Below are 23,414 nucleotides of genomic sequence, written 5' to 3'. Positions count from 1 at the left end.
GTGACGGGGGTGTGATGTCCGGCCTGGCGCGGTACCTGACGGCGGCGGTGCTGGTCCGCGGCGCCGACAGCGGAGCAACGGTGGGGCTCCTGCTCCTGGCGGCGGACCGCCACCAGCCCGCGGCGGTCGGCGGACTGCTGGTCGCGGCGCTCAACGCCCCGCATCTGGCGGGCCCGTGGCTGGCGGCCCGCTTGGACCGGGCGGCCGACCGCCGCCGCCTCCTCGCGGCGGCGTACGTGGGGTACGGAGTGGCGCTGGCGGCGGGCGCTTGGGCACTGGGACGCCTCCCGACGGCGGTGCCGATCGCGGCGGTGGCGCTCGCCGGAGCCTGCGGGCCGCTGTTGACCGGCGGGTTGAGCAGCGTCCTGGGCGACCTGCGCCCGGGCCGGGATGCGTTGGTCCTCGGCCCGGGCGGCGGCCGCGGCACCGCCGCCGCCAGTGGCGCAACGAGCGCATGCTGCGGCACCGGCGCTCTCGCGACCGCGCCGCGCTCCCCCGCCCCGAGCCGCAGCACCAGCACCCCCGCCGACACCACCACAGACCGGCGCCGCCGCGGTTGGGATGCGCTCACCTACGGGGTCGGCAACACCGCCGGTCCCGCTGCCGCGGCCTCTCTCACCGCGCTCTCCAGCCCCCTCCACGCCGTCCTCGTCCTGGCCGGTGGCGCCCTCGCCGGGGGCCTTCTCGTCCTCACCCTCCCGCTCGCCGGCCGGGCGACCACCGCCGCCGCCGTGAGCCTCCGGGCCGGCCTCGGGGTCCTTCTCCGCCGGCCGCCGCTGCGGCGGGTTACCTTGCTCACCCTGCTCGGGGCCGTCGAACTCGGGGCCTTGCCCGTCATCGCCGTCCGGTTCGGGGCCGAACTCCACGGGAGCGCCGCCGCCGGGGCCGCCCTGACCGTCTCCTACGGCGCCGGGAGCCTGCTCGGCTCCGCCCTCGTCACCGTCTGGCCCCTCAAAGGCGAACCCGAAACCCTCGCCACCCGGCTCTTCGCCGCCATGGCGGTGGCCACCGCGTTGTGCGCGCTCGCCCCCGGGTACGCCCTCGCCGGGTTCGGCGTGCTCGGCCTGCTGAACGCGACCTCCTTCACCGCGACCCTCGCCGCCCGCGGGGCCTACGCGCCGGCCGGGGCCCAGGCGCAGGTTTTCGTCACCAGCGCCGGGCTCAAGGTCGCCATGGCGGCCGCCGGGGCCGCGCTCGCCGGGGCGGTCGGCGAACGCGGGCCGGTCCTCCTGCTCGGGGCCGCCGCGACCACCGGTCTCGCGGTGGTCGTGGCGCGGCTCGACGCCCGGTGTCAGGCCGGCCGCACGTCCAGCGGCAGGTGACGCACGCTCACGATCACCGACGGGTTCTGGAACACCACCGGGGCGTCCGTCGCGACCGCCAGGTCCCGGTACCGCTCGAACAGCACCTCGAACGCGATCCGGCCCTCCAGCCGGGCCAGGGGCGCGCCGAAGCAGAAGTGGATGCCGTGGCCGAACGTCAGGTGCGGGTTCGGGGCGCGCTCCGGGTCGAACACCTCCGGGCGGGCGAAGACCGCCGGGTCGCGGTTGGCCGCCGCCAGGTCCGCCATCAGGATCGCGTTCGCGGGGATCCGGTGGCCGCCCAGCTCGACCTCCGCCGTCGTGCGGCGGCCCAGCTCCGGGAACGGCGGCAGCAGCCGGAGCACCTCCTCCAGCGCCGCCGGCAGGCCGCCCTGGTTCGACCGCAGCGCCGCCGCGGTGACCGGGTTGCGGTCGAACGTCACCACCGCGTTGCCCAGCAGCGCCGTCGTGGTGATGTGGCCGGCGATCAGCAGCAGCGCCACGAACCCGACGATCTCCTGGTCCTCGAGCCGCTCGCCGTTGAACTCCGCCTCCACCAGCCGGCTCGTCAGGCCCGGGCCGGGGTGGGCGCGGTGGTGGCGGATGTGGTCGAGGATGTAGGCGTTCATCTCGCGGATCGTCGGCGCGATCGCGTCCAGCGCGCGCTGGATGTCCTCCATGTCCGCCGATTCGCCCAGCTGGTCGCCGCTGAACAGCACCTGCGCCCAGCGGGTGAACAGCGGGCGGTCCGCGACCGGGACGCCGAGCAGCTCCGCGATCACGATGATCGGCAGCGGGTAGGCGAGCGCGTCCACCACGTCGAAGCGGGACTGCCCGGCGACCTCGTCCAGCAGCTCGCCGGCGATCACGCGGATCCGGGGCTCCAGGCCGGCCACCACGCGCGGGGTGAACGCCTGGCTGACCAGGGTGCGCAGCTTGCGGTGGTCCGGCGGGTCCATCCCGACGAAGTTGCCCTTGCGGAAGGTCTCGAAGTCCTCCTGGACCGGGGTCAGCCCGCTGAAGTCGGACGAGAACGTGGCCGGGTCGGACAGCACCCGCGAGACGGACGCGTGGTCGAGCACCCGCCACAGGCCGCGTTCCTCGTCGTGGTGCACCGGGCCGCGCTCGCGCAGCTCGGCCGCACGGGCCAGCAGCTCCTCGAAGGCGAAGGAGAGGCCGGATTCCTGGGTTGTCATGGGGTTTTCTCCTCGGTAGTCGTGGGCTCGGACGCGGGGACGAGGGTGTCGGCGCGGGGGAACCGCCGCAGGGTGGGGCTGACCGTGACGACCAGCGTCACCAGGGCGATCCCGGCCGCGCACAGCAGGACCGCGTCGGTGCCGGGGAACGCCTGGACCACCAGGCCGCCGAACGCGGGCCCGGTCGCCGCGGACACCCCGCCGATCACGCCCATCACGCTGGTCAGCCGGCCGCGCAGCCGGTCGGGGGTCAGCAGCAGCTGGTAGGTGCCGATCGTCGTGTTGGCGGTCGGCGGGAGCAGGGCCATCGCGACGAACAGCGCGCCCAGCAGGTAGCCGTCGTGGATCGCGGCCGCCAGCGGGGTCAGCAGGGTCAGCACCCAGAACACGCTGACGATCGAGATGTAGGGCCGCAGCCGCCGCTGCAGGTACGGCGCGATCAGCGACCCTGCCACCCCGCCGACGCCGAGCATCGCGGCCATCACGCCGATCTCGCCCGAAGTCACGCCGCGTTCCTTGGCCAGCACGATGATGACGATGTAGTAGGCGCTGAAGAAGAAGTTCAGGCTCACCGCGCACGCCACCGTGACGCGCACGTGCCGCTCGCTCCACACCCAGCGCAGCCCCTCGGCCATCTCCCGGCCGAGGTGCCCGCCGCCGGCCGGCGCGGCTTCGGGGCGCGGCGCCCGGACGAAGACCAGCGCGACCAGCGAAACGAGGTGGACGAGCACGTCGAAGGCGAACGGGACGGCCCGTCCGAGGCCGTAGAGGAACCCGCCGGCCGCGGTGCCCGACAGCTGGCCGAGCGCGCCGCGCGCGGAGTTCATCGCCACCGCGGTGGGCAGCTGGGCCGCGGGCACGACCCCGGCCAGCATCGCGCCTTCGGCCGGGCCGAACAGCGACCGGCAGCAGCCCATCACCGCCGCGACCGCGACGAGCTGGGGGACGCTCACGACGTCCCACCAGATCGCCGCCGCCAGGCTCCCCACCGCCAGCGCGTAGACCGCCTCGCAGCCGAGCAGGATCTTCTTGCGGTCCCAGCGGTCCGCCAGCGCGCCCGCGGGCAGCCCCGCGACCAGCTGGGCCATCGCGTCGACGCCGAGCACCAGCCCGGACAGCGCCGGCGAGCCGGTCACCGTCAGCACCAGCAGCGGCAACGCGATCATCGACGCGCTGAACCCGGCTTCCGACAGCGCCTGGCTGCCCCACAGCAGCTGGTAGTTCCGGTTCCGCGAAAGGCGCGTGGTCACCGCCGCTCCTTCCGGCGGGCCGGGGCCTGGCAGTCGGCGGCGATCCGCCGCAGCGCGGTGGCGAAGTCGCCGGCCACCGCTTCGACCGTCCGCCGGTCGTGCCGGCCGGGCTGGTAGATCAGGGAGAACACCAGTTCGCCGTCCTGCACCGCGCCGACCAGGTCGAGCAGGTGCGGGTGGTGCTCGGCCGGATCGTGGTCGAGGCCGAGCGACCCGCGGACGGCCGCGTAGAGGCTGCCGGACGTCGTCGCGGCGGCCCCGGAGCCGTCCCACTGGCCGAGGTAGTTGAACGAGATCTGCGGACTGCTTCCCGCGAGCCGCTCCCGCACCTCCGGGTCGCCGAGGTGGCGCAGGGCGCCGAAGCCGAACCCGTTGCCGGGCACGGCCCGCAGCTGCTTGCGGACGGACTTGACGAGCGTCCGCCAGTCGTCCCCCTCGGTGTCCGCGATGGACAGGGTGACCGGGAACAGCGTGGTGAACCAGCCGACCGTCCGGTTGAGGTCGACGCCGTCGAGGACGTCCTCGCGGCCGTGGCCCTCCAGGGCGATCGCCACGTCCGGGCGCCCGGTCCACCGGGCCAGCGCCCAGGCCAGTGCGGTGAGCAGGACTTCGTTGACGCGCGTGCGGTAGGCCGCGGGCGCCGAGCGCAGCAGGGCGTTCGTGTCGCCGGCGTCGAGCGTCACGACGACCTCCGCGGTGCCGGTGACCGCGGTGTCGTGGTCCACCGGCAGCTCGCCGGCGGCCGGCAGGCCGGTCCAGTACGGCAGTTCGTCGTCGAAGCCGCCGGCGCGGACGTGGTCGCGCAGGCGGTGCGCCCAGTCCCGGAACGACGTCGTCCGCGGGCCGAGGTCGACCGGGACGCCCCGGGTGGCCTGCCGGTAGGCGGTGTCGAGGTCGTCGAGCAGGATGCGCCAGGAGACGGCGTCGACCACGACGTGGTGCGCGGCCAGGAACAGCCGCGGCCGCCACGCCGGCTCGGCGGTGACCAGGACGGCGGCCAGCAGCGGGCCTCCGGTCAGGTCGAAGCCGGCGTGGACGTCGTCGGCGATCCGGCCGAGCGCGGCCGCCCGGTCGGCTCCGGCCACGGCGGTCAGGTCCTCGTGGCGCAGCCGTGGCACCGGCTCGACGCCGTCGTTGTGCTGCTGCCAGCCCTCTTCGGTGCGGGTGAACCGCATGCGGAGGGCGTCGTGGTGGGTCCACACCGCGGCCAGCGCCCGCTCGAGCGCGCCGGCGTCGAAGCCGTCGGCCAGCTCGACCAGCATCGACTGGTTGAAGTGGTGCGGGTTGACGGTGTGGGTGGCGAAGAACCAGTCCTGGATCGGGGTCAGCGGCACGTCGCCGACGACCGGCCCGTCCGCCGCCGCCTCTTCGGTCACCGCGCCGGCTTCCGGGGCCAGCGCGGCGACGGTCTGGTGCAGGAAGATGTCCTTTGTGGACACCCGAAGCCCGGCCTGCCGGGCCCGGGACACGACCTGCATGCTGAGGATGGAATCCCCGCCCAGCTCGAAGAAGTTGTCCGCGGTGCCGACCCGCTCCAGGCCGAGGACCTGGGCCCAGATTTCGCACAGCGCCCGCTCGGCCGGGGTCACCGGCTCGACGTGCCGGGTGGCGGGCTCGGCCGCGGCGGCGACCACGGGCAGGGCGCGGCGGTCGACCTTGCCGCTCGGGCCGAGCGGCAGGGCGGGCAGTTCCAGCAGCGCCGAGGGCACCAGGTGCCCGGGCAGCGACCGGCCCAGGAACTCGCGCAGGCCGGCGGCGCCGACCGGCTCCGCCCCCGGCGCGGTGACGAAGCAGGCGACCAGGCGCTTGTGGCCCGAGGAATCCTGCTGGACCGCGGCGACGGCGGAGGCCACGCTCGCGTGCCGGGTCAGTGCCGCTTCGACTTCGCCCAGTTCGATCCGGAAGCCGCGGACCTTGACCTGGTCGTCGGCCCGGCCGGTGAACTCCAGCTGCCCGGCCGCGGTCCAGCGGACGACGTCGCCGGTGCGGTACATCCGCTCCCCCGGCGCACCGAACGGGTCGGCGGTGAACCGGTCGGCGGTGAGGCCGGGCCGGTCGAGGTAGCCGCGGGCCAGGCTCGGCCCGGCCACGTACAGTTCGCCGGCCACGCCGATCGGCACCGGCTGGAGCGCGGCGTCGAGCACGTAGGCGCGGGTGTTCGGGATGGGCCGGCCGATCGGGGGCGGCGTGCCGGGAGCCAGGGGCTCGCTCCAGGTCGCGACGATGGTCGACTCGGTGGGGCCGTACGCGTTGATCATCCGCCGTCCCGGGGCCCACCGGTCGACGAGCTCGGGCGGGCAGGCGTCCCCGCCGACGACGAGCGTGCGCAGGTCCGGCAGGTCGCTCGCCGGCACGGTGGCCAGCGCGGCCGGCGGGATCAGGGTGTGGGTGATCCGGTGGGTGGCGAGGAATTCGGCGAGGGGCTCGCCGAGCAGCGGTTCGGGTGGCACCACGACGAGCGCGGCGCCGGACGCCCACGCCAGGCAGAGTTCGAGGATCGAGGCGTCGAAGCTCGGCGACGAGTAGGCCAGGACGCGGTCGCCCTCGGCGACCCGGAGGTGCTCGGCTTCGGCGGCGGCGAACCCGGCCAGGCCGGCGTGGGTGACGACGACGCCCTTGGGGCGGCCGGTGGAGCCGGAGGTGTAGATGACGTACGCGGGGTGTTCCGGACGGACGGGGACCGCCGGGGCGGGCTCACCGTCGAACAGCGCCGGGTCGTCCAGGGTCAGCACCGGCACGCCTTCGGGCACCGGGGGTGCCAGGCCGTCCAGGGTGAGGACCAGCGCCGGGCGGGCGTCGGACAGCATGAACGTGATGCGTTCGAGCGGGTAGGTCGGGTCGACCGGGACGAACGCCCCGCCCGCCTTCCACACCGCCAGCTGCGCCACCACGATCTCCGCCGACCGCGGCAGCGCCAGCGCCACGATCCGCTCCGGGCCGATGCCGTGGCCGGCCAGCACCCGGGCCAGCCGGCCCGCGCGGGCGTCCAGCTCGGCATACGTCAGGGTCTCGCCCGCGATCACCGCCGTCGCGTCCGGTGTCCGGCGTGCGCGGGCCGAAACCAGCTCGGGCAGCGTCTCCGGCCCGACCGGGCAGGCCGTCTCGTTCCAGGTGCCCAGCACCAGGTCACGCTCGGCCGGGCCGATCAGGGGCAGCCGGGACACCGGGCGGTCCGGGTCGTCCGCGACACCCGCCAGCAGCACCCCGAGGTGCGCGGCCAGCCGGTCGATCGTGGCGGCGTCGAACAGGTCCGTGTTGTACGTCAGCGCCGCCCGCAGCACGCCGGCGTCCTGCTGGAACTCGAGCGTGAGGTCGAAGTTCGCCGCCGTCGCCGGCTGCGGGAGCTCCTCGGTCTCCAGGCCCGGCAGGCGAGCCGCTTCGCGGGGGCTGTTCTGCAGCACCACCATCACCTGGAACAGCGGCGTGCGGCTCGGGTCGCGGCCCGGCTGGACCGCGTCGACGACCCGGTCGAACGGCAGGTCCTGGTGGTCGAACGCCGCGCGGACGCCCGCGGCGGCCTCGTCCAGGAACGTCGTGAAGGCCAGGTCCGGGCGGACCCGCGAGCGCAGCACCAGCGTGTTGACGAAGAACCCGACCAGTCCTTCGAGTTCCGGCCGTTCCCGGCCGGAGGTGACCGTGCCGACGGCGACGTCGTCCTGGCCCGCCCAGCGGCCGAGCAGCACCTGGCACGCGGCGACGAGCGTGGTGAACAGGGTCGTCTCGCGCTGCCGGCTCACCTGCTCGAGCCGGGTGGTCACCGCCGCCGGGACGACGATCTCGTGCGTCGCGCCGCGGGTGGTGCGCACCGGCGGGCGGGGCCGGTCGGTGGGCAGTTCGAGGGGGGTGAGGTCGCGCAGGCGCTCGGTCCAGTACTCGGTCTGGCCGGACAGGACGCGCTCGGCGAGCCGGCCGCGTTGCCAGGCCGCGAAGTCCGCGTACTGCACCGGAAGCGGCGGCAGGTCCGCCGGCTCGCCGCGCAGGGCGGCCGCATAGAACGTGCCGACCTCTTCGGCGATGAGCCCGTTCGACCAGCCGTCGGTGACGATGTGGTGCACCGCGACCGTGAGCACGTGCTCCCGCGGCGCCAGCCGGATCAGCTTCGCCCGCAGCAGTGGCCCTTTCCTGAGGTCGAAGGGCTGTTCGCCGTCGGCGCGCAGGATCTCCGCGAGGTCCTCCTCCCGGGCGTCGACGACCGGCAGCGGCACCGGCGACGGCGGGTGCACGACCTGGACGCCGTGCCCGTCGGCGGAGCCGAACGTGGTGCGCAGCGGCTCGTGCCGGGCCACCAGCGCGGTGAACGCCCCGGCGAGCGCTTCGGCGTCCAGTTCGCCGCGCAGGCGCACGGCGGAGCTGGTGACGTACTCGGTGCCGCCCGGCTCGAACTCGTCGAGGAACCACAGCCGCTGCTGGGCGAAGGACTGCGGCAGCTCGCCGTCGCGGGGCACCGCCGGGATCGGGTCCCGGTCGGTGGCGCCGACGGTTTCGACGGCGGCGGCGAGCCGGGACACCGTCGGGTGGGCGAACACCGCCCGCGGCGACAGCGACACGCCGCATTCGGCCAGCAGCCGGGAAACCAGCCGGATGCTGAGGATCGAGTCGCCGCCGAGCTCGAAGAAGTTGTCCTGCGCCCCGACCCGCTCGACGCCGAGCAGCCGCTGCCAGATCCCGGCGACGGCACGCTCGGTCGCCGTCGACGGCTCGGCGTAGGGCCGTTGCGACGGCATCGGGCCGTCCGGCGCGGGCAGCGCGCGGCGGTCGACCTTCCCGTTGCGGTTCAACGGGAGCTCGGCCAGCACCAGGACGGCGGCCGGGACCATGTACTCGGGCAGCGCCGCCGCGGCGTGCGCGCGCAGCTCACCGGGATCGGCGGCGCGCTCGAGGACGACGTGGGCGAGCAGCCGGCGGGTCCCGGAGGAGTCCGTGTGCACGGTCGCGACCGCCTGGGCGACCGCCGGGTGGGCGGCCAGCACGGCTTCGACCTCGGCGAGCTCGATGCGGAACCCGCGCAGCTTGACCTGGTCGTCGGAGCGGCCGAGGAACACCAGTTCCCCGCCGGGTCCGCGCCGGACGACGTCGCCGGTGCGGTACATCCGCTCCCCCGGCGCGCCGAACGGGTCGGCGACGAACCGCTCGGCGGTCAGGCCGGGCCGGCCGAGGTAGCCGCGGGCCAGGCCCGCGCCGGCCAGGCACAGCTCGCCGGGCGCCCCGGCGGGCAGCGGCCGCAGCTCGGCGTCGAGCACGTACGCGCGCATGCCGTCCAGGGGACGGCCGATCGGCACCGGTTCGGGCACCGCCTCGCCGGGGATCCGGAACGACGTCGCGAAGGTGGTGGTTTCGGTGGGGCCGTAGCCGTCGACCACGACCAGGCCGGGGCAGGCGGCCTGGACCGCCCGGACCACGGCGGGCGGGACGACGTCGCCACCGGTCCACACCTCGCGCAGGCCACGGAGGGCGTCCGGGGCGTCTTGGGCGAGCAGCCGGAACAGGCCCGCGGTCAGCCACGCGGACGTGACCTCGTGCGCGGAAACCGCGCGCCGCAACGACTCGACGGTCAGGTCGGGGCCGCCGGGCAGGACCGTCGCGCCGCCGGTGAGCAGCGGGACCCACAGTTCGTAGGTGGAGGCGTCGAAGGCCAGCGGCGAGTGGGCCAGGACCCGTGTGTGGGCGCCGCCGGTGAAGCGGCTGTCCTGGGCCAGCGCGGTGATGTCGCGGTGGCGCACGGCGACGCCCTTGGGGACGCCGGTGGAGCCGGAGGTGTACATCACGTAGGCGAGGTTTTCCGGCCCCACCGCGGATTCCGGCGCGGACGGCGACCGCTGTCCGCCGACGGTCAGCACCGGTCCACTGTGGACGGCTTCGGCGGTCGCGACCCAGGTGTCGCCGGCCACCACGACTGACACCCCGGCTTCGGCGAGCACGGAACGCAGGCGCTCGTGCGGCGCCCGGGTGTCCAGGGGAACGTAGGCTGCGCCGGCCTTGAGCACGGCGAGTTCGGCGACCACGTGATCCACCGACGGTTCGAGCAGCAGGCCGATCCGGTTCTCCGCGCCCGCGCCGAGCCCGGCCAGGCGGTGCGCCAGGTGGTTGGCCCGCTCGTCGAGCCCGGCGTAGGTGAGGACCTGGTCGCCGGCCAGCACGGCGGGGTCGTCCGGGTGACGCCGGACCTGGTCGGCGAACAGCGCGGGCACGGTGGACGGCGTCCCGGCGGCGCTGAGACCGTGCGCGTCGGCGAGGACCCGGGCGCGTTCGGCCGCGCCGGTCCACGGCACCCGCGCCAGGGGCCGCCCGGCGTCGGCGGTGACGGCGTCGAGCAGCGACACGAGGCGGTCGGTCAGGCCCGTGATGGTGGCGGCGTCGAACAGGGCCGGGTCGTAGGCGAGGTCGAGGGCGAGGCTCTCGTCCAGGGACGCCCGCAGGCACAGCGGGAAGTTCGTGGCGTCGGCCGAGGCGACCTCGACGACCCGCGGCGCGCCCGCGGTGGCGGGTTCGCTGATCGGATAGTTCTCGAACACGACCATGCTGGCGAACAGGTTCTGTCCCGCGGCGACGTCGCTGAGCGGGCGCAGCCGGGCCAGCGACACGAAGTCGTGGTCGCGGGCCTCGCTCTGGGCCGCCTGCAGCCGCCCGAGCCACTCGGCGACCGGCAGGGTGCCGTCGACGCGGACGCGGGTGGGGACGGTGTTGATGAACAGCCCGATCATGGTCTCGACGCCGGCCAGGTCGGCCGGGCGGCCGGAGACGGTGGTGCCGAAGACGACGTCCCGGTCGCCGGAGTGCAGGGCCAGCAGCAGGGCCCAGCCGCCCTGCACGAGGGTGTTCACGGTGAGGCCGTGCGTGCGGGCGAACTCCCGCAGCCGCAGCGTCGCGGCCGGGGCCAGCTCGGTCCGGACCGAATCGGTGGACCGCGACTGGTGGGCTTCGGACGGCGGGCGGTCGTAGGGCAACGCGGTCGGGGCTTCGAAGCCGGCCAGGGTCTCGCGCCAGAACGCGTCCGCCGCGGCCTGGTCGCGCTCGGCCAGCCAGCCGAGGTAGTCCCGGTAGGGCCGGCGGGTGACGAGGGCGGGCCGGACGCCGGCGGTCGTGGCGGCGTACTGCTCGCAGGCTTCGGCGAAGAGCTGTGCGGAGCTCCAGCCGTCGAACAGGACGTGGTGGGAGGTCCAGATCAGGTCGACCTCGTCGCCGGGGAGGGCGGCGATCGTCAGCCGGGTCAGCGGGGCCCGGGTGAGGTCGAACGGGACCGCGCGGTCGGCGGCCAGCGCCTCCGCCAGGGCGCTTTCGCGCTCTGCCTGCCCGAGGCCGCGCCAGTCGTGGTGGACGACCGGCAGGGTCGCCGTGCGGTCCACCACCTGGACGGGCTCTTCGACGCCGGTCCAGACGAGCCGGGTGCGCAGCACCGGGGTCCGGTCGGCCACCCGCTGCCAGGCCGCGGCGAGCGCGGCGGGGTCGGCGACCCCGGCGAGGCGGATGCGGACCTGCTCGAAGTAGGCCGGGGAGCCGTCGTCGAGCAGGGTGTGGAACACCATCCCGGCCTGCAGCGGGGTCAGCGGGTAGACGTCCTCGACCGCGCGGCCGTCGCCGGCCACGGTGTCCAGTTCGGCCGCGCTCAGCCGGGCGAGGGGGAAGTCCGACGGCGTGCGGCCGCCGGCCCCCGGGGTGGCGCAGTGCCGGACGATCTCGCGCAGGGCCGTGAGGACCTGTTCGGCGAGCCCGCGGACGGTGTCTTCGCGGTGCAAGCCGGGGGCGTAGGTCCAGGCGAGTTCGAGCTGCCCGCCCGCGACGATGCCGACGACGTCCAGGAGGGCCGTGCGCGGCCGCTCCGGGTCGATGTCGTCGCCGAGGTCGGCGCCCCAGCCGCGGTACAGGCCGCCGTCGCCGCCGCCGGCGGTCCACTGTCCGTGGTAGTTCAGGGAAATCTGCGGTACCGGATCGTCGTGCCGCCGCAGCGCGCCGTAGCCGAGGCCCTTGCCGGGGATGGCCCGCAGCTGCTCCTTGACGGCTTTCAGCGTCGGGCCCCAGTCCTCGGCAGGCGGGACGGTCAGCGCGACCGGATACTCGGCGGTGAACCAGCCGACCGTGCGGGAAAGGTCGAGGTCGTCGAAAAGCTCCTCGCGGCCGTGTCCCTCCAGGGAGACCAGGACGCGGTCGCGGCCGGTCCAGCGGGCGAGCACCCGGCCGAGGGCGCTGAGCAGGACGTCGTTGATCTGCGTGCGGTAGACGTCCGGCACCCGGTGCAGCAGGGCGTCGGTCGCGTCGGCGTCCAAGCGGACGGTGACCGTGCGGGCGCTGCCGGCGGTGTTCTCCCCCGCCGCGTCCACCGGCAGCTGCGGGTCGACGCCGTCGAGTGCTTCGGTCCAGTACGGCAGTTCGGCGTCGAAGCTGTGCCGGGCGAGGCGGTCCGCCCAGCGGAGGTAGCTCGCCGGCGCCGGGCCGAGGTCGATCGGCTGCCCGGCGGCGACCTGGCGGTAGGCGGTGTCCAGGTCGTCGAACAGGATCCGCCAGGACACGCCGTCGATCACCAGGTGGTGGACGACGAGCAGCAGCCGCGGCGGCTGCCCGGGAGACGTGATCAGGACGGGCGCGGCCAGCGGGCCGCCCTCGACCCGCAAGGTGGCGCGCGCTTCGGCCGCGACGGTACTGGTGTCCACATCGGACACTCGCCGGAGCGCCGGGATTTCCGCGTCGGGCCGGAACTCCTGCCGCCACCCGGCCTCGGTGCGGGTGAACCGGGTGCGCAGGGCGTCGTGGCGGGCCAGCACCGCGCCCAACGCCGTTTCGAGGGCCCCCAGGTCCACGTCCGGGTCGAGCTCGGCGAGCGTGGACATCGTGAAGTGGTCGTGGTGGCCGGTTTCGAAGAACCACCGCTGGATCGGCGTGAGCGGCGCCGAGCCGGAGAAGACCGCTTCGGGTTCGGCGGACGGTTCGGCGGCGACGAGCGCGAGCTCGGCGATGGTCTGGTGGCGGAAGACGTCCCGGGAGGTCAGCCGCAGGCCCTGCCGACGGGCCCGGGAGACGATCTGGATGCTGAGGATGGAATCCCCGCCGAGGGCGAAGAAGTTGTCGTCGGCACCCGGCTGTTCGATGCCGAGGACGTCCGCCCAGATCTCCGCCAGCCGCCGTTCGGTTGCGGTGCGCGGCGCGGTCCGGCCCCCGGCAGGCGCCGGGTGGACGGCGGGCGCGGGCAGCGCGCGACGGTCGACCTTGCCGCTGGTGGCCAGCGGCAGCCGGTCCAGGGGGACGAACACCGACGGCACCAGGTGCTCGGGCAGGGTCTCCTTCAGCGCGGTCCGCAGCCGCAGCGGATCCGCCGCGGAGCCCGGGACGACGTAGGCGACCAGCCGGCCGTCACGGGCGACGACCACGGTGTCGGCGACCTCGGGCAGGGCGCGCAGGGCCGCCTCCACTTCGCCGGGCTCGATCCGGAAGCCGCGGATCTTGACCTGGTCGTCGGCCCGGCCGAGGTACTCCAGCCGGCCCTCGGCGGTCCAGCGAGCGCGGTCGCCGGTGGCGTACATCCGGCTCCCGGGCGGGCCGAAGGGGTTGGCGCGGAAGCGATCCGCGGTCAGCCCGGGCCGGTTGAGATAGCCGCGGGCCAGCTGGACGCCGGCCAGGTGCAGTTCGCCGGGCACCCCGATCGGCGCCGGGCGCAGCCGGTCGTCGAGGACGTAGGCCTGCACGTTCCCGAGCGGGCGGCCGATCGTCTCGCGCGGGGTCTCGCCGATCCGGCACAGGGTGGCGTCGACCGTGCATTCGGTGGGGCCGTAGAGGTTGAACGCGGTGACGCCGTCGAGGTCGCCCAGTTCGCGCCACAGCGTCTCGCCGACGGCTTCCCCGCCGATCAGCAGCACGGACGGCCGGTGGTCGCCGAACCCGGCGTCCAGGAGGTGCCGGACGAACGACGGCGTCGAGTTGACCAGGTCGATCTCGTGCTCGGCGACGTAACCGGCGAGCAGGGCGGGGTCGAGCCGCGTGTCGGCGTCGATCACGTGCAGCTCGTGCCCGGCCGTGAGCATCAGCAGCACGGTTTCCCAGGACGCGTCGAAGGTGAACGCGGTGGTCAGCGCGACCCGCAGCCGGTCCTTCCCGGCCGCCGCGGTGAACTGGCCCGCGTGGTCGACGGCGAAGTTGGCCAGGGCGCGGTGGGTGACGAGGACGCCCTTCGGCGTGCCGGTCGAGCCGGAGGTGTAGATCGCGTAGGCGGCGTGGTCCGGGGTGATGGGTGTGCCGAGATCCGTGCCGGTTCCCGCCGCGGCCACCGGTTCGGTGATCACGAGGATCGGCCGGGCATCCGCCAGCAGCCCTTCCCGCCTCCGGGCGGGCAGCTCCGGATCCAGGGGCAGGTAGGCGGCACCGGACTTGAGGACGGCGAGCAGGGTGACGACCAGCTCGGCCGAGCGCGGCAGGGCGACGGCGACCAGGCGCTCGGGCCCCGCGCCGCGGGCCACGAGGGCGCGGGCAATCCGGTTGGCCCGGGCGTTGAGCTCGGCGAACGTCAGGGTCGTGTCACCGCAGACGAGCGCGGTCGCCTGCGGGGTCCGGGCGGCCAGCGCCTCGAACAGCTCGACGACGGTGGTCTCCGGCACCGATCTGGCCGTGGCGTTCCAGGTCTCGACGACGAGGGCTTGTTCGGCCGCGGGCAGCATCGGCAACGCGTCGACAGGCCGGTCCGGGTCGGCGACGACGGCGGTGAGCAGGACCGTGAGGTGCTCGGCGAACCGCACCATCGTGGCCGCGTCGAACAGGTCGGTGTTGTAGTTCAGCAGGCCACGCAGGCCGTCCGGGCGCTCCTCGAACTCGACGCTCAGGTCGAACCCGGCGGTGGTCATCGGCAGCGTCAGCTCGCTCGCCGTGAGCCCGGCGAGGGCGGGCAGGCGGTTGCCGGCGTTCTGCAGCGTGACCAGGACCTCGAACAACGGGGTGCGGCTGGGGTCGCGGTCGGGGCTCAGCTCGTCGACGATCCGCTCGAACGGCACCTCCTGGTGCGCGAACGCGTCCAGGACGGTCCGGCGGACGGTGCCGAGCAGCTCGCCGAAGCTCCGCCGTCCGTCCACACGGGACCGGAGCACGACGGTGTTGACGAAGAGGCCGACCAGGTCCTGCACCTCCGGGTGGTCCCGGCCGGAGGTCACCGTGCCGACCGCGACGTCGTCCTGGCCGGACCAGCGCCGCAGCACCAGCTGGCAGGCGGCGGTCAGCGCCGTGAACAGGGTGGTGTCCCGGTCGCGGCTCAGCCGGCGCAGTCCGGCCAGGGCCCCGGCGTCCAGGGTGAACTCGTGCTCGGCGCCGTTCGACGTCCGGGTGGCCGGGCGCGGGCGGTCGGCCGGCAGGTCGAGGGGACGCAGGCCGTCGAGCTCGCGCCGCCAGAAGCCGAGCTGCTCGTCGAGGAACTCGCCGGTGAGGCGTTCGCGCTGCCAGGCGGCGAAGTCCGCGTACTGGACCGGCAACGGCGGGAGCTCGGCCCGTTCGTCGCCGTAGAGGGTGGCCAGCTCGCCGACGAGGACGCCCATCGACCAGCCGTCGGTGATGATGTGGTGCAGCGCCAGGACCAGGGCGTGGTCGTCCGCGGCCAGCCGGACCAGCCGGGCGCGCAGCAGCGGGCCGCGGGCGAGGTCGAACGGCCGGGCGAGGTCCTCGGCCAGCAGCCGCCGCAGGTCGTCTTCACCGGAAGCTTCGGTCACCGGCAGCGCGAGCTGCCACGGCTCCCCCACTTCCTGCCGGGGCCGTCCGTCGGTGGCCGGGAACGTGGTGCGCAGCGACTCGTGCCGGGCGATCAGCGCGGTGAGCGCGCGGGCGAGCGCGTCCGGGCGCAGGTCGCCGCGCAGCCGCACGCCGAACACTGTGACGTGGTCGGTGCTGCCGGGCGCGAAGTCGTCGAGGAACCACAGGCGCTGCTGGGCGAAGGACAGCGGCAGCTCGCCGTCGCGGCCGACCGGCGTGATCGCCGCCGTGACCGCCGCGGCCGACGCGGCGGGCAGGGCCGCCGCCAGCGCTGCCACCGTCGGGTGGTCGAACACCGTCCGCGGCGAGACGTCGACGCCGAAGGCTTCGCGCAGGGCGGAGCTGAACCGGATGCTGAGAATGGAATCCCCGCCCAGTTCGAAGAAGTTGCCGTCCGCCCCGACGCGCTCCAAGCCGAGCGTGGCGGCCAGGACCGCGGCGACCGTGCGTTCGGTTCCGGTGCGCGGTTCGACGAACCCGGCGTCTTCCGCCGCGGTCGCGGCGGGCGCCGGCAGCGCCCGCTGGTCGAGTTTCCCGTTGCGGGTCAGGGGGAGCTCGCCGAGCATGACGAACGCCGACGGCACCATGTAGTCCGGCAGCGTCCGGCCCAGGTGCTCGCGCAGCCGGGCCGTGCCGGGCGGGGCGTCCGGTGCCGCGGCGACGACGTAGGCGACCAGCCGCTTGCGGCCGGGTTCGTCCTCGCGGGCCAGCACCGCCGCCGAGCGGACGTCCGGGAGGGCCAGCAGGGTGGCCTCGATCTCGCCCGGTTCGATGCGGAAGCCGCGGATCTTCACCTGCTGGTCGGCGCGGCCGTGGTAGCGCAGGGCGCCGTCGCGAGTGCGGGACACGCGGTCGCCGGACCGGTACATGCGGGAGCCGGGCGCGCCGAACGGGTCGGCGACGAACCGGGCGGCGGTCAGCCCCGGCCGGCCGAGGTAGCCGCGGGCCAGGCCGTCGCCGGCCACGTGGAGTTCGCCGGGCACCCCGGCCGGGACCGGGTTGAGGTCCGCGTCGAGGACGTAGCCGGCCAGGTCGGGCAGTGGCGTGCCGATGATCCCCGGAGTGTCCACATCGGACTGCAGGTCGTGGTGGGTGACGTGCACGGTGGTTTCGGTGATGCCGTACATGTTCACCAGCCGCGGCGCGCGGTCGCCGTGGCGGGCGAACCAGCCGGCCAGCCGGCGCGTGTCCAGTGCCTCGCCGCCGAAGATCACGTACCGCAGCGCAAGGCGGGCACCGGGATCGTCTTCGTCGGCGCGGACGAGCTGGTAGAACGCCGACGGCGTCTGGTTGAGCACGGTGACACCCTCGTCGGCCAGCAGGCGCAGGAACTCCCGCGGCGAACGGGACACCACGTGCGGCACGACGACGAGCCGGCCGCCGTGCAGCAGCGGCCCCCAGATCTCCCACACCGAGAAGTCGAACGCGTAGGAGTGGAACAGCGTCCAGACGTCGTCCGGGCCGAACTCGAACCGGCCGGCGGTCGCGGCGAACAGGCGGGTGACGTTGCGGTGCGGGATCACCACGCCCTTGGGCAGCCCGGTCGAGCCGGAGGTGTAGATGACGTAGGCGGGGTGGTCCGGCGTGCCGCGCGGCGGCGGGTCGGTGTCCGGGCCGTCGGCCACGTCGACGTCCTCGGGGGCGAGAACGGCGACGGGTTCGGTGTCGGCGAGCATGCGCTCGACGCGTTCGGCCGGGGTGGCCGGGTCGATCGGCAGGTAGGCGGCGCCGGCCTTGAGCACGGCCAGGATCGCGATCACCTGGTCCGGCGAGCGCGGCAGGCGCAGGGCGACGAACCGTTCCGGGCCGGCGCCGAGCGCGATCAGCCGGTGTGCCAGCCGGTTCGCCCGCGCGTTGAGCTCGGCGTAGGTGAACCGGGCGCCGTCGCCGGTGAGCGCGACCGCGTCCGGGCGGGCCGCGACCTGGGCGGCGAACAGCTCGGTGATGGTGGGCGCGGGCAGCGACGCCGGCCGGACGGCGACCAGCGCCGCACGGTCGCCGTCCGGCAGCCACGGCAGCCGCGCGATCGGGCGGTCCGGGTTCTCGGCCATCCCCAGCAGCAGGGTCTCCAGCCGGGCCGCCAGGGCGGTGGCGGTGTCCTCGTCGAACAGCGCCGGGTCGGTGGCGAGCTCGAAGCCCAGCTGCCGGTCGGCGTAGGCGCGCAGGGTCACCGGGAACGTCGTGGCGTCGAGCGCGGTCACCTCCCGCAGCGTGACGCCGGCCTGCGCGGCGGCGTTCTCGTCGAAGGGGTAGTTCTCGAACGCGACCATGCTGTCGAACAGGTTCCCGCCCGAGGGGACGTCGCTGAGCGCGCGCAGTTTCCCGAGGGCGAGGAAGTCGTAGCGGCGGGACTGGTTCTGCTCGTCCTGCAGCCGCTGCAGCCAGGTCAGCACCCGCTCGCCGCTGTCGACCTGCGTGCGCGTCGGGACGGTGTTGATGAACATCCCGATCATGTTCTCGACGCCCGGCAGGTCGTCGGGGCGGCCGGAGACGGTGGTGCCGAACACGATGTCGGACTCGCCGCCGGAATGGGCCAGCAGCAGCGCCCAGGCGCCCTGCACGAGGGTGTTGACGGTCAGGCCGTGGCGCCGGGCCACCTCGCGCAGCCGGTCGGTGTCCTTTGTGGACAAGGACGTCCGGATCGAGCGTGACGAGCGCGTCCGGTGCGCCTGGCCCGGGGGCCGGTCCCACGGCAGCGGGGTCGGGGCGGCGAACCCGGACAGCACCGTGCGCCAGTGGTCTTCGGCGGCCGCGGCGTCCTGGGCGGCGAGCCAGCCGAGGTAGTCGCGGAACGGCCGGTGCGCGGGCACCCGCGGGATCCGGTGCTCGGTGATCGCGGCGTACTGCTCGCACACCTCGGTGAAGATCTGGGCGAGGCTCCAGCCGTCGAGCACGATGTGGTGCGAGGTCCACATCAGCAGCACGCGGTCGTGGGTCAGGGCAACGATGGCCAGCCGCATCAGCGGCGCGGTGGTGAGGTCGAGGCCGGTGGCGGCGTCCTCGGCCGAAAGCCGCTCCAGCTGGGCGTTCTGCTCGGCTTCGGACAGCCCGCGCCAGTCGTGGCGGGTGATCGGGACGACGGCCCGGCGCCGCACGACCTGCAGCGGGTCCTCGAGGCCGTCCCAGACCAGCTCGGTGCGCAGGACCGGGGTGCGGTCGGCGACCTGCTGCCAGGCCTGCGCGAACGCGTCGGGCTCGCGGACCCCGTCCAGGAGCATCCGGGCCTGGTCGACGTAGGCGTCGGCGGCGGGGTCCAGCAGGCTGTGAAACAGCATGCCCGCCTGCAGCGGGGTCAGCGGGTAGATGTCGTCGACCTCGCGGCCGTCGCCCACGATCCTGTCCACAGTGGACTGGTCGAGCCGGGCCAGCGGGAAGTCCGACGGCGTGCGGCCGCCGCTGCCGGGCTGCGCGCAGTGGGCGACGATCTCGCGCAGGTTCGCCCGCATCTTTTCGGCGAGGTCCCGGACGGTGGCTTCGTCGTTGACCTGGTCGGAGTAGGACCACGTCAGCGACAGCTCGCCGGATTCCACCACGCCGGTGACGTCCAGCTGGTAGGTGCTCGCCTCGTCCGGGGCGATGTCCGCGCCCGGGCTGTCGTGCCGGCCGCGGAACAGCCCGTCGGCACCGGCCTGGGCGTCCCAGCGGCCGTGGTAGTTGAAGCAGATCTGCGGCAGCGGGAACGCCTGGAGGGCGTGCCCCGGCGCGCCGGGACCGCCGAGGTAGCGCAGCGCCTCGTAGCTCAGGCCGCGGCGCGGGACGGCCCGCAGCTGTTCCTTGACCGCCTTCAGCGTCGCACCCCAGTCCCCCGACGGCGGCAGGTCGAGCGCCACCGGGAACTGCGTGGTGAACCAGCCGGCCGTGCGGGACAGGTCGACGCCGTCGAGGACGTCCTCGCGGCCGTGGCCCTCCAGGGCGATCAGGACGCCGTCCTCCCGCGTGCGGTCGGCCAGCGCGCGTCCGAGGGCGCTCAGCAGGACGTCGTTGACCTGCGTCCGGTAGGCCGCGGGCACCTGGTGCAGCAGCGCGTCGGTGTCCTCCGCGCCGAGGGTCACGGTCAGCGTGCGGGTCGAGCCGGTGGTGCCCGCGCCCGCGTGGTCGGCGGGCAGGGCCGGCGGGACCCGGCTCGCCACCTGCGTCCAGTGTGCGAGGTCGTCGTCGAACCCGCCGGACCGGACGTGCTGCTCCAGCAGGTGCGCCCACTGGGTGAACGGCGTGCCCGTGGCCGCGAGCCGGACCGGCGCCCCGGCGACGACCTGGCCGTAGGCGGTTTCGAGGTCGCCGAGCAGCAGCCGCAGCGTCACGCCGTCGGCCACCAGGTGGTGCACGGCCAGGAACAGCAGCGGCGGCCGGGTGCCGCGGGCGAGCAGCGCCGCGCCGGCGAGGGTGCCGGTCGCCAGGTCCAGCCCGGCGCGCACCTGCGCGGCCGCGGCCTCGATGCCCGCGCGCTGCCCGGCGTCGCCGAGCGAGGCCAGGTCCCGGATCCGCAGGATGCCGGTGGGCGGCGCCGGCGTGACCTCCTGCCGCCACTGGCCGTCGACGGTGAAGAACCGGGTCCGCAGGGCCTCGTGGTGGGCGACGACCGCGTCGAGGGCGGTCCGCAGCGCCTGCGGATCGACGTCGGCGGGCAGCTCCAGCAGCTGCGACATGGTGAAGTGGGCCAGCGGGCCGTGGGTGTCGAAGAACCAGTGCTGGATCGGGGTGAGCGGGGCCGGACCGGCGACCGGGGCGGCCGCCGGGGTGAGCGCCGTGGTGGTCTGCACCGCGGTCGCGAGCCCGGCGATGGTCTGGTGCAGGAAGATGTCGCGCGAGGTGAGCCGCAGGCCGGCCTGCCGGGCCTGGGCGACCACCTGGATGCTGAGGATCGAGTCGCCGCCGAGGCCGAAGAAGTTGTCCTCGACGCCGATGCGGTCGTGGCCGAGCACCTCGGACCAGATCGCGACCAGCTGGTGCTCGACGGCGGTCCGGGCGGGCACGTAGGTCCGGCCGCCGTCCGCCGGCGCGTCGGGGGCCGGGAGGGCCCGGCGGTCGACCTTGCCCTGCGGGGTCAGCGGAATCGCGTCGATCGGGACGAACGCCGAGGGCACCAGGTAGTCGGGCAGCGTGGCTCTCAGGGCCGTGCGCAGCCCGTCCGGCGTGACCTCTCCGTCGCCGACGACGTAGGCGACCAGCCGGGCGTGGCCGCCCTCGGGCCGGTTGGCGACGACGACGGCCGCGGCGACACCGGGCAGCCGCACCAGCGCGGCCTCGACCTCACCGGGCTCGACGCGGAAACCGCGGATCTTCACCTGGTCGTCGAGCCGGCCCAGGTATTCCAGCTGCCCGTCGGCGGTCCAGCGGACGCGGTCGCCGGTGCGGTACATCCGCTCCCCCGGCTCGCCGAACGGATTCGCGACGAAGCTGCCGGCGGTCCGGCCCGGCCGGCCGAGGTAGCCGCGCGCCAGCTGCGCCCCGGCGAGGCAGAGTTCGCCGGGCACGCCGGCGGGCACCGGCCGCAGGTCCTGGTCGAGGACGTAGGCCCGGGTGTTGGCCAGTGGGCGGCCCAGCACCGGCCGGGCCGTGGCGCCGACCCGGCACGAGACGGCGTCCACTGTGTACTCGGTCGGGCCGTAGAAGTTGTGCGCCACCGTGACGTCCGCGGCGGCGAGTTCCCGCCAGAGCGGTTCGTCGAGGGCTTCGCCGCCCAGCATGAGGATCTTCGGCCGGTGCCGCGGGTCGGTCAGCAGCCCGGCGGGGACCAGCCGGCGCAGGTAGGTCGGGGTGAGGTCGAGGAAGTCGATCCGGCGTTCGGCGATGTAGTCCACCAGCGCGTCCGGGTCGAGCCGGACGTCTTCGCCGATCAGGTGCAGCTCGTGGCCGTCGGCCATGAGCACCGGGCCTTCCAGCGATGTGTCGAACGACAGCGTCGCCGTCAACGCGACCCGCAGCCGCCGCCCCGGGACGGCGAAGTCGGTGCGGTGGTTGAAGAGCAGGTTCGTCAGGTTGCGGTGCGGGACGGCCACGCCCTTGGGCCGGCCGGTCGACCCGGACGTGTAGATGACGTAGGCGGTGTTGCCCGGCCGCAGCGGCGCGATCCGGTCGGCGTCGGTGAGGTCGGTGCCGGGGTGGTCCGGGCTCGCGGCGGCGATTTCCGCCGGTCCGAGGACGAGTTCGGCACCGGAGTCGCGCAGCAGCAGGTCTTTCCGGTCGGCGGGCAGGGCCGGGTCGATCGGCAGGTACACCGCGCCGGCCTTGAGCACGGCGAGGAAGGCCACGATCGCGTCGGCGGTGCGCGGGAGGGCGAGCGCCACCACCCGCTCCGGGCCGGCGCCCAGCGTCACGAGGTGCCGGGCCAGGCGGTTGGCCGTCGCGTTGAGCTCGGCGAAGCTCAGGGCGACGTCCCCGGCGACGAGCGCGGTCTCGTCCGGGCTGCGCTGGGCCTGCGACTCGAACAGCTCGGTGACGGTCGCCTCGGGGACGTCCAGCGCGGTGTCGTTCCACTCGGTGAGCAGCCGGCTTTCTTCGGCGGCGGTGAGCAGCGGCAGTTCGCCGACCGGGCGCCGCGCGTCGGCGGCGATCGCGGTCAGCAGGACGGTGAGGTGCTCGCCCAGTGCGACGGCGGTCCGCTCGTCGAACAGGTCGGTGTTGTACTCCAGGGACCCTTCGAGCGCGTCGGCGGACGGCTGGAACTCGACGGTGAGGTCGAAGTTGGCCGCGCGGCGGGTCACCTCGACCGGCTCGGCCGTCAGGCCGCCGAAGTCCGGCTGCCCGCCGGCGCTCCCGTGCAGCAGCACCATCGCGTCGAACAGCGGGGTGCGGCTGGGATCACGGTCGAGTCGCAGGGCCTCGACGAGCTTCTCGAACGGGGCTTCGGCGTGCTCGAAGGATTCCAGGACCGTCGTGCGGACGGCGTCGAGCAGCGTCCCGAACGGGGTCGTCATGTCCACAGTGGACCGGATGACGACGGTGTCGACGAAGAACCCGACCGTGCGCTGCAGCTCGGGCCGGTTCCGGCCGGACACCACGGTGCCGACGGCGATGTCGGTCCGGCCGGTGTAGCGGGCGAAGAGCACCTGGCAGGCCGCGACGAGGACGGTGTACAGCGTGGTGTCGTGGACCCGCGCCAGCTCGGCCAGCCCGGCAGCGACGTCGGACGGGACGCGGAAGTGGTGGACGGCCCCCGCCGTCGTGCGCACGGCGGGCCGCGGCCGGTCCGACGGCAGGTCGAGGGGTTCGACGCCGGCGAGCTGCGTCGTCCAGTAGGCCAGGTGCCGGTCGAGGGCGGGCCCGGCGAGGCGGTTTCGCTGCCAGACGGCGAAATCGGCGTACTGGACCGCCGGTTCGGGCAGCTCGGCGGCCTCGCCGCGGACGGCGGCGGCGTAGAGCGTGCCGAGCTCGCCGACGAGGATGCCCATCGATTCGCCGTCGGTGACGACGTGGTGGGCGGTGACGAGCAGGACGTGGTGCTCCTCGGCGACCCGCACCAGCAACAGCCGCACCAGCGGCCCGCGGCGCAGGTCGAACGACCGGCTGTACTCGGTCTCCAGCACCTCGTCGAGATCGGCCGGCCGCAGCGCGGGATCGCTGGTCAGGTCGACCGTCCGCACCGGGATCTCCGGATCGGCGTGGATGACCTGCACCGGGGTCCCGCCGGTGTCGTCGACGGTCGTGCGCAGGGCCTCGTGCCGGGCCACCAGCTGCGCCAGCGCCCCGGTGAGCGCGCCGGTGTCGAGCGGCCCGGTCAGTCGCAACGCGACGGCGCTGTTGTATTCGGCGTCCCCCGGGCGGAACTCGTCGAGGAACCACAGCCGCTGCTGGGCGAACGACAGCGGCAGGGCGTTCTCCCGCGGCGCCCGGCCGATGACGTCGGACCGCTCCGCCCGGCCGGCCAGCCGGCGCTTGAGCGTCTCCCGCAGCTCCGCGGGCAGCGCGTCGATGCGGCTCTTCCTCGAGGTGGTCATCGCTTTCGTTTCCTC

The 23,414-nt window shown here is 74.7% G+C and carries 4 protein-coding genes; 1 reads left to right on the top strand and 3 read right to left on the bottom strand.

Annotation, left to right across the window (positions count from 1 at the left end):
• The first annotated feature begins 14 nt into the window (after positions 1 to 14).
• Positions 15 to 1,322: an MFS transporter gene (locus AB0J55_RS20170; protein WP_364250223.1), complete on the top strand. Its 1,308-nt coding sequence runs from the start codon at positions 15 to 17 to the stop codon at positions 1,320 to 1,322.
• On the opposite strand, the gene AB0J55_RS20165 is transcribed toward AB0J55_RS20170, so the two are convergent.
• The 3 genes from AB0J55_RS20165 to AB0J55_RS20155 are packed head-to-tail and all read right to left on the bottom strand — an operon-like array spanning position 1,292 to position 23,399.
• Positions 1,292 to 2,497 carry a cytochrome P450 gene (locus tag AB0J55_RS20165; RefSeq protein ID WP_364250220.1) on the bottom strand — a complete coding sequence of 402 codons (1,206 nt, stop codon included), beginning with the start codon at positions 2,495 to 2,497 and terminating at the stop codon, positions 1,292 to 1,294. The two genes, AB0J55_RS20170 and AB0J55_RS20165, sit on opposite strands and share 31 nt — an antisense overlap.
• On the bottom strand, positions 2,494 to 3,747 hold the full coding sequence (locus AB0J55_RS20160) for an MFS transporter (protein ID WP_364250217.1): 1,254 nt from the start codon (positions 3,745 to 3,747) through the stop codon (positions 2,494 to 2,496). Before AB0J55_RS20160 ends, AB0J55_RS20165 begins: the two co-directional genes overlap by 4 nt.
• On the bottom strand, positions 3,744 to 23,399 hold the full coding sequence (locus tag AB0J55_RS20155; RefSeq protein ID WP_364250214.1) for a non-ribosomal peptide synthase/polyketide synthase: 19,656 nt from the start codon (positions 23,397 to 23,399) through the stop codon (positions 3,744 to 3,746). The genes AB0J55_RS20160 and AB0J55_RS20155 overlap by 4 nt, the downstream gene beginning before the upstream one ends.
• Positions 23,400 to 23,414 lie beyond the last annotated feature (15 nt).

The sequence above is a fragment of the Amycolatopsis sp. NPDC049688 genome, assembly GCF_040674975.1.
In the GTDB taxonomy this organism is placed as follows: Bacteria; Actinomycetota; Actinomycetes; order Mycobacteriales; family Pseudonocardiaceae; genus Amycolatopsis.
This window is presented reverse-complemented; position numbering and strand designations above follow the sequence as displayed.

Excerpts from the sequence above, each read along its gene's own strand:
- AB0J55_RS20165 (WP_364250220.1), bottom strand. The coding sequence starts at position 2,497 with ATGACAACCCAGGAATCCGGCCTCTCCTTCGCCTTCGAGGAGCTGCTG.
- AB0J55_RS20155 (WP_364250214.1), bottom strand. The coding sequence starts at position 23,399 with ATGACCACCTCGAGGAAGAGCCGCATCGACGCGCTGCCCGCGGAGCTG.
- AB0J55_RS20170 (WP_364250223.1), top strand. The coding sequence starts at position 15 with ATGTCCGGCCTGGCGCGGTACCTGACGGCGGCGGTGCTGGTCCGCGGC.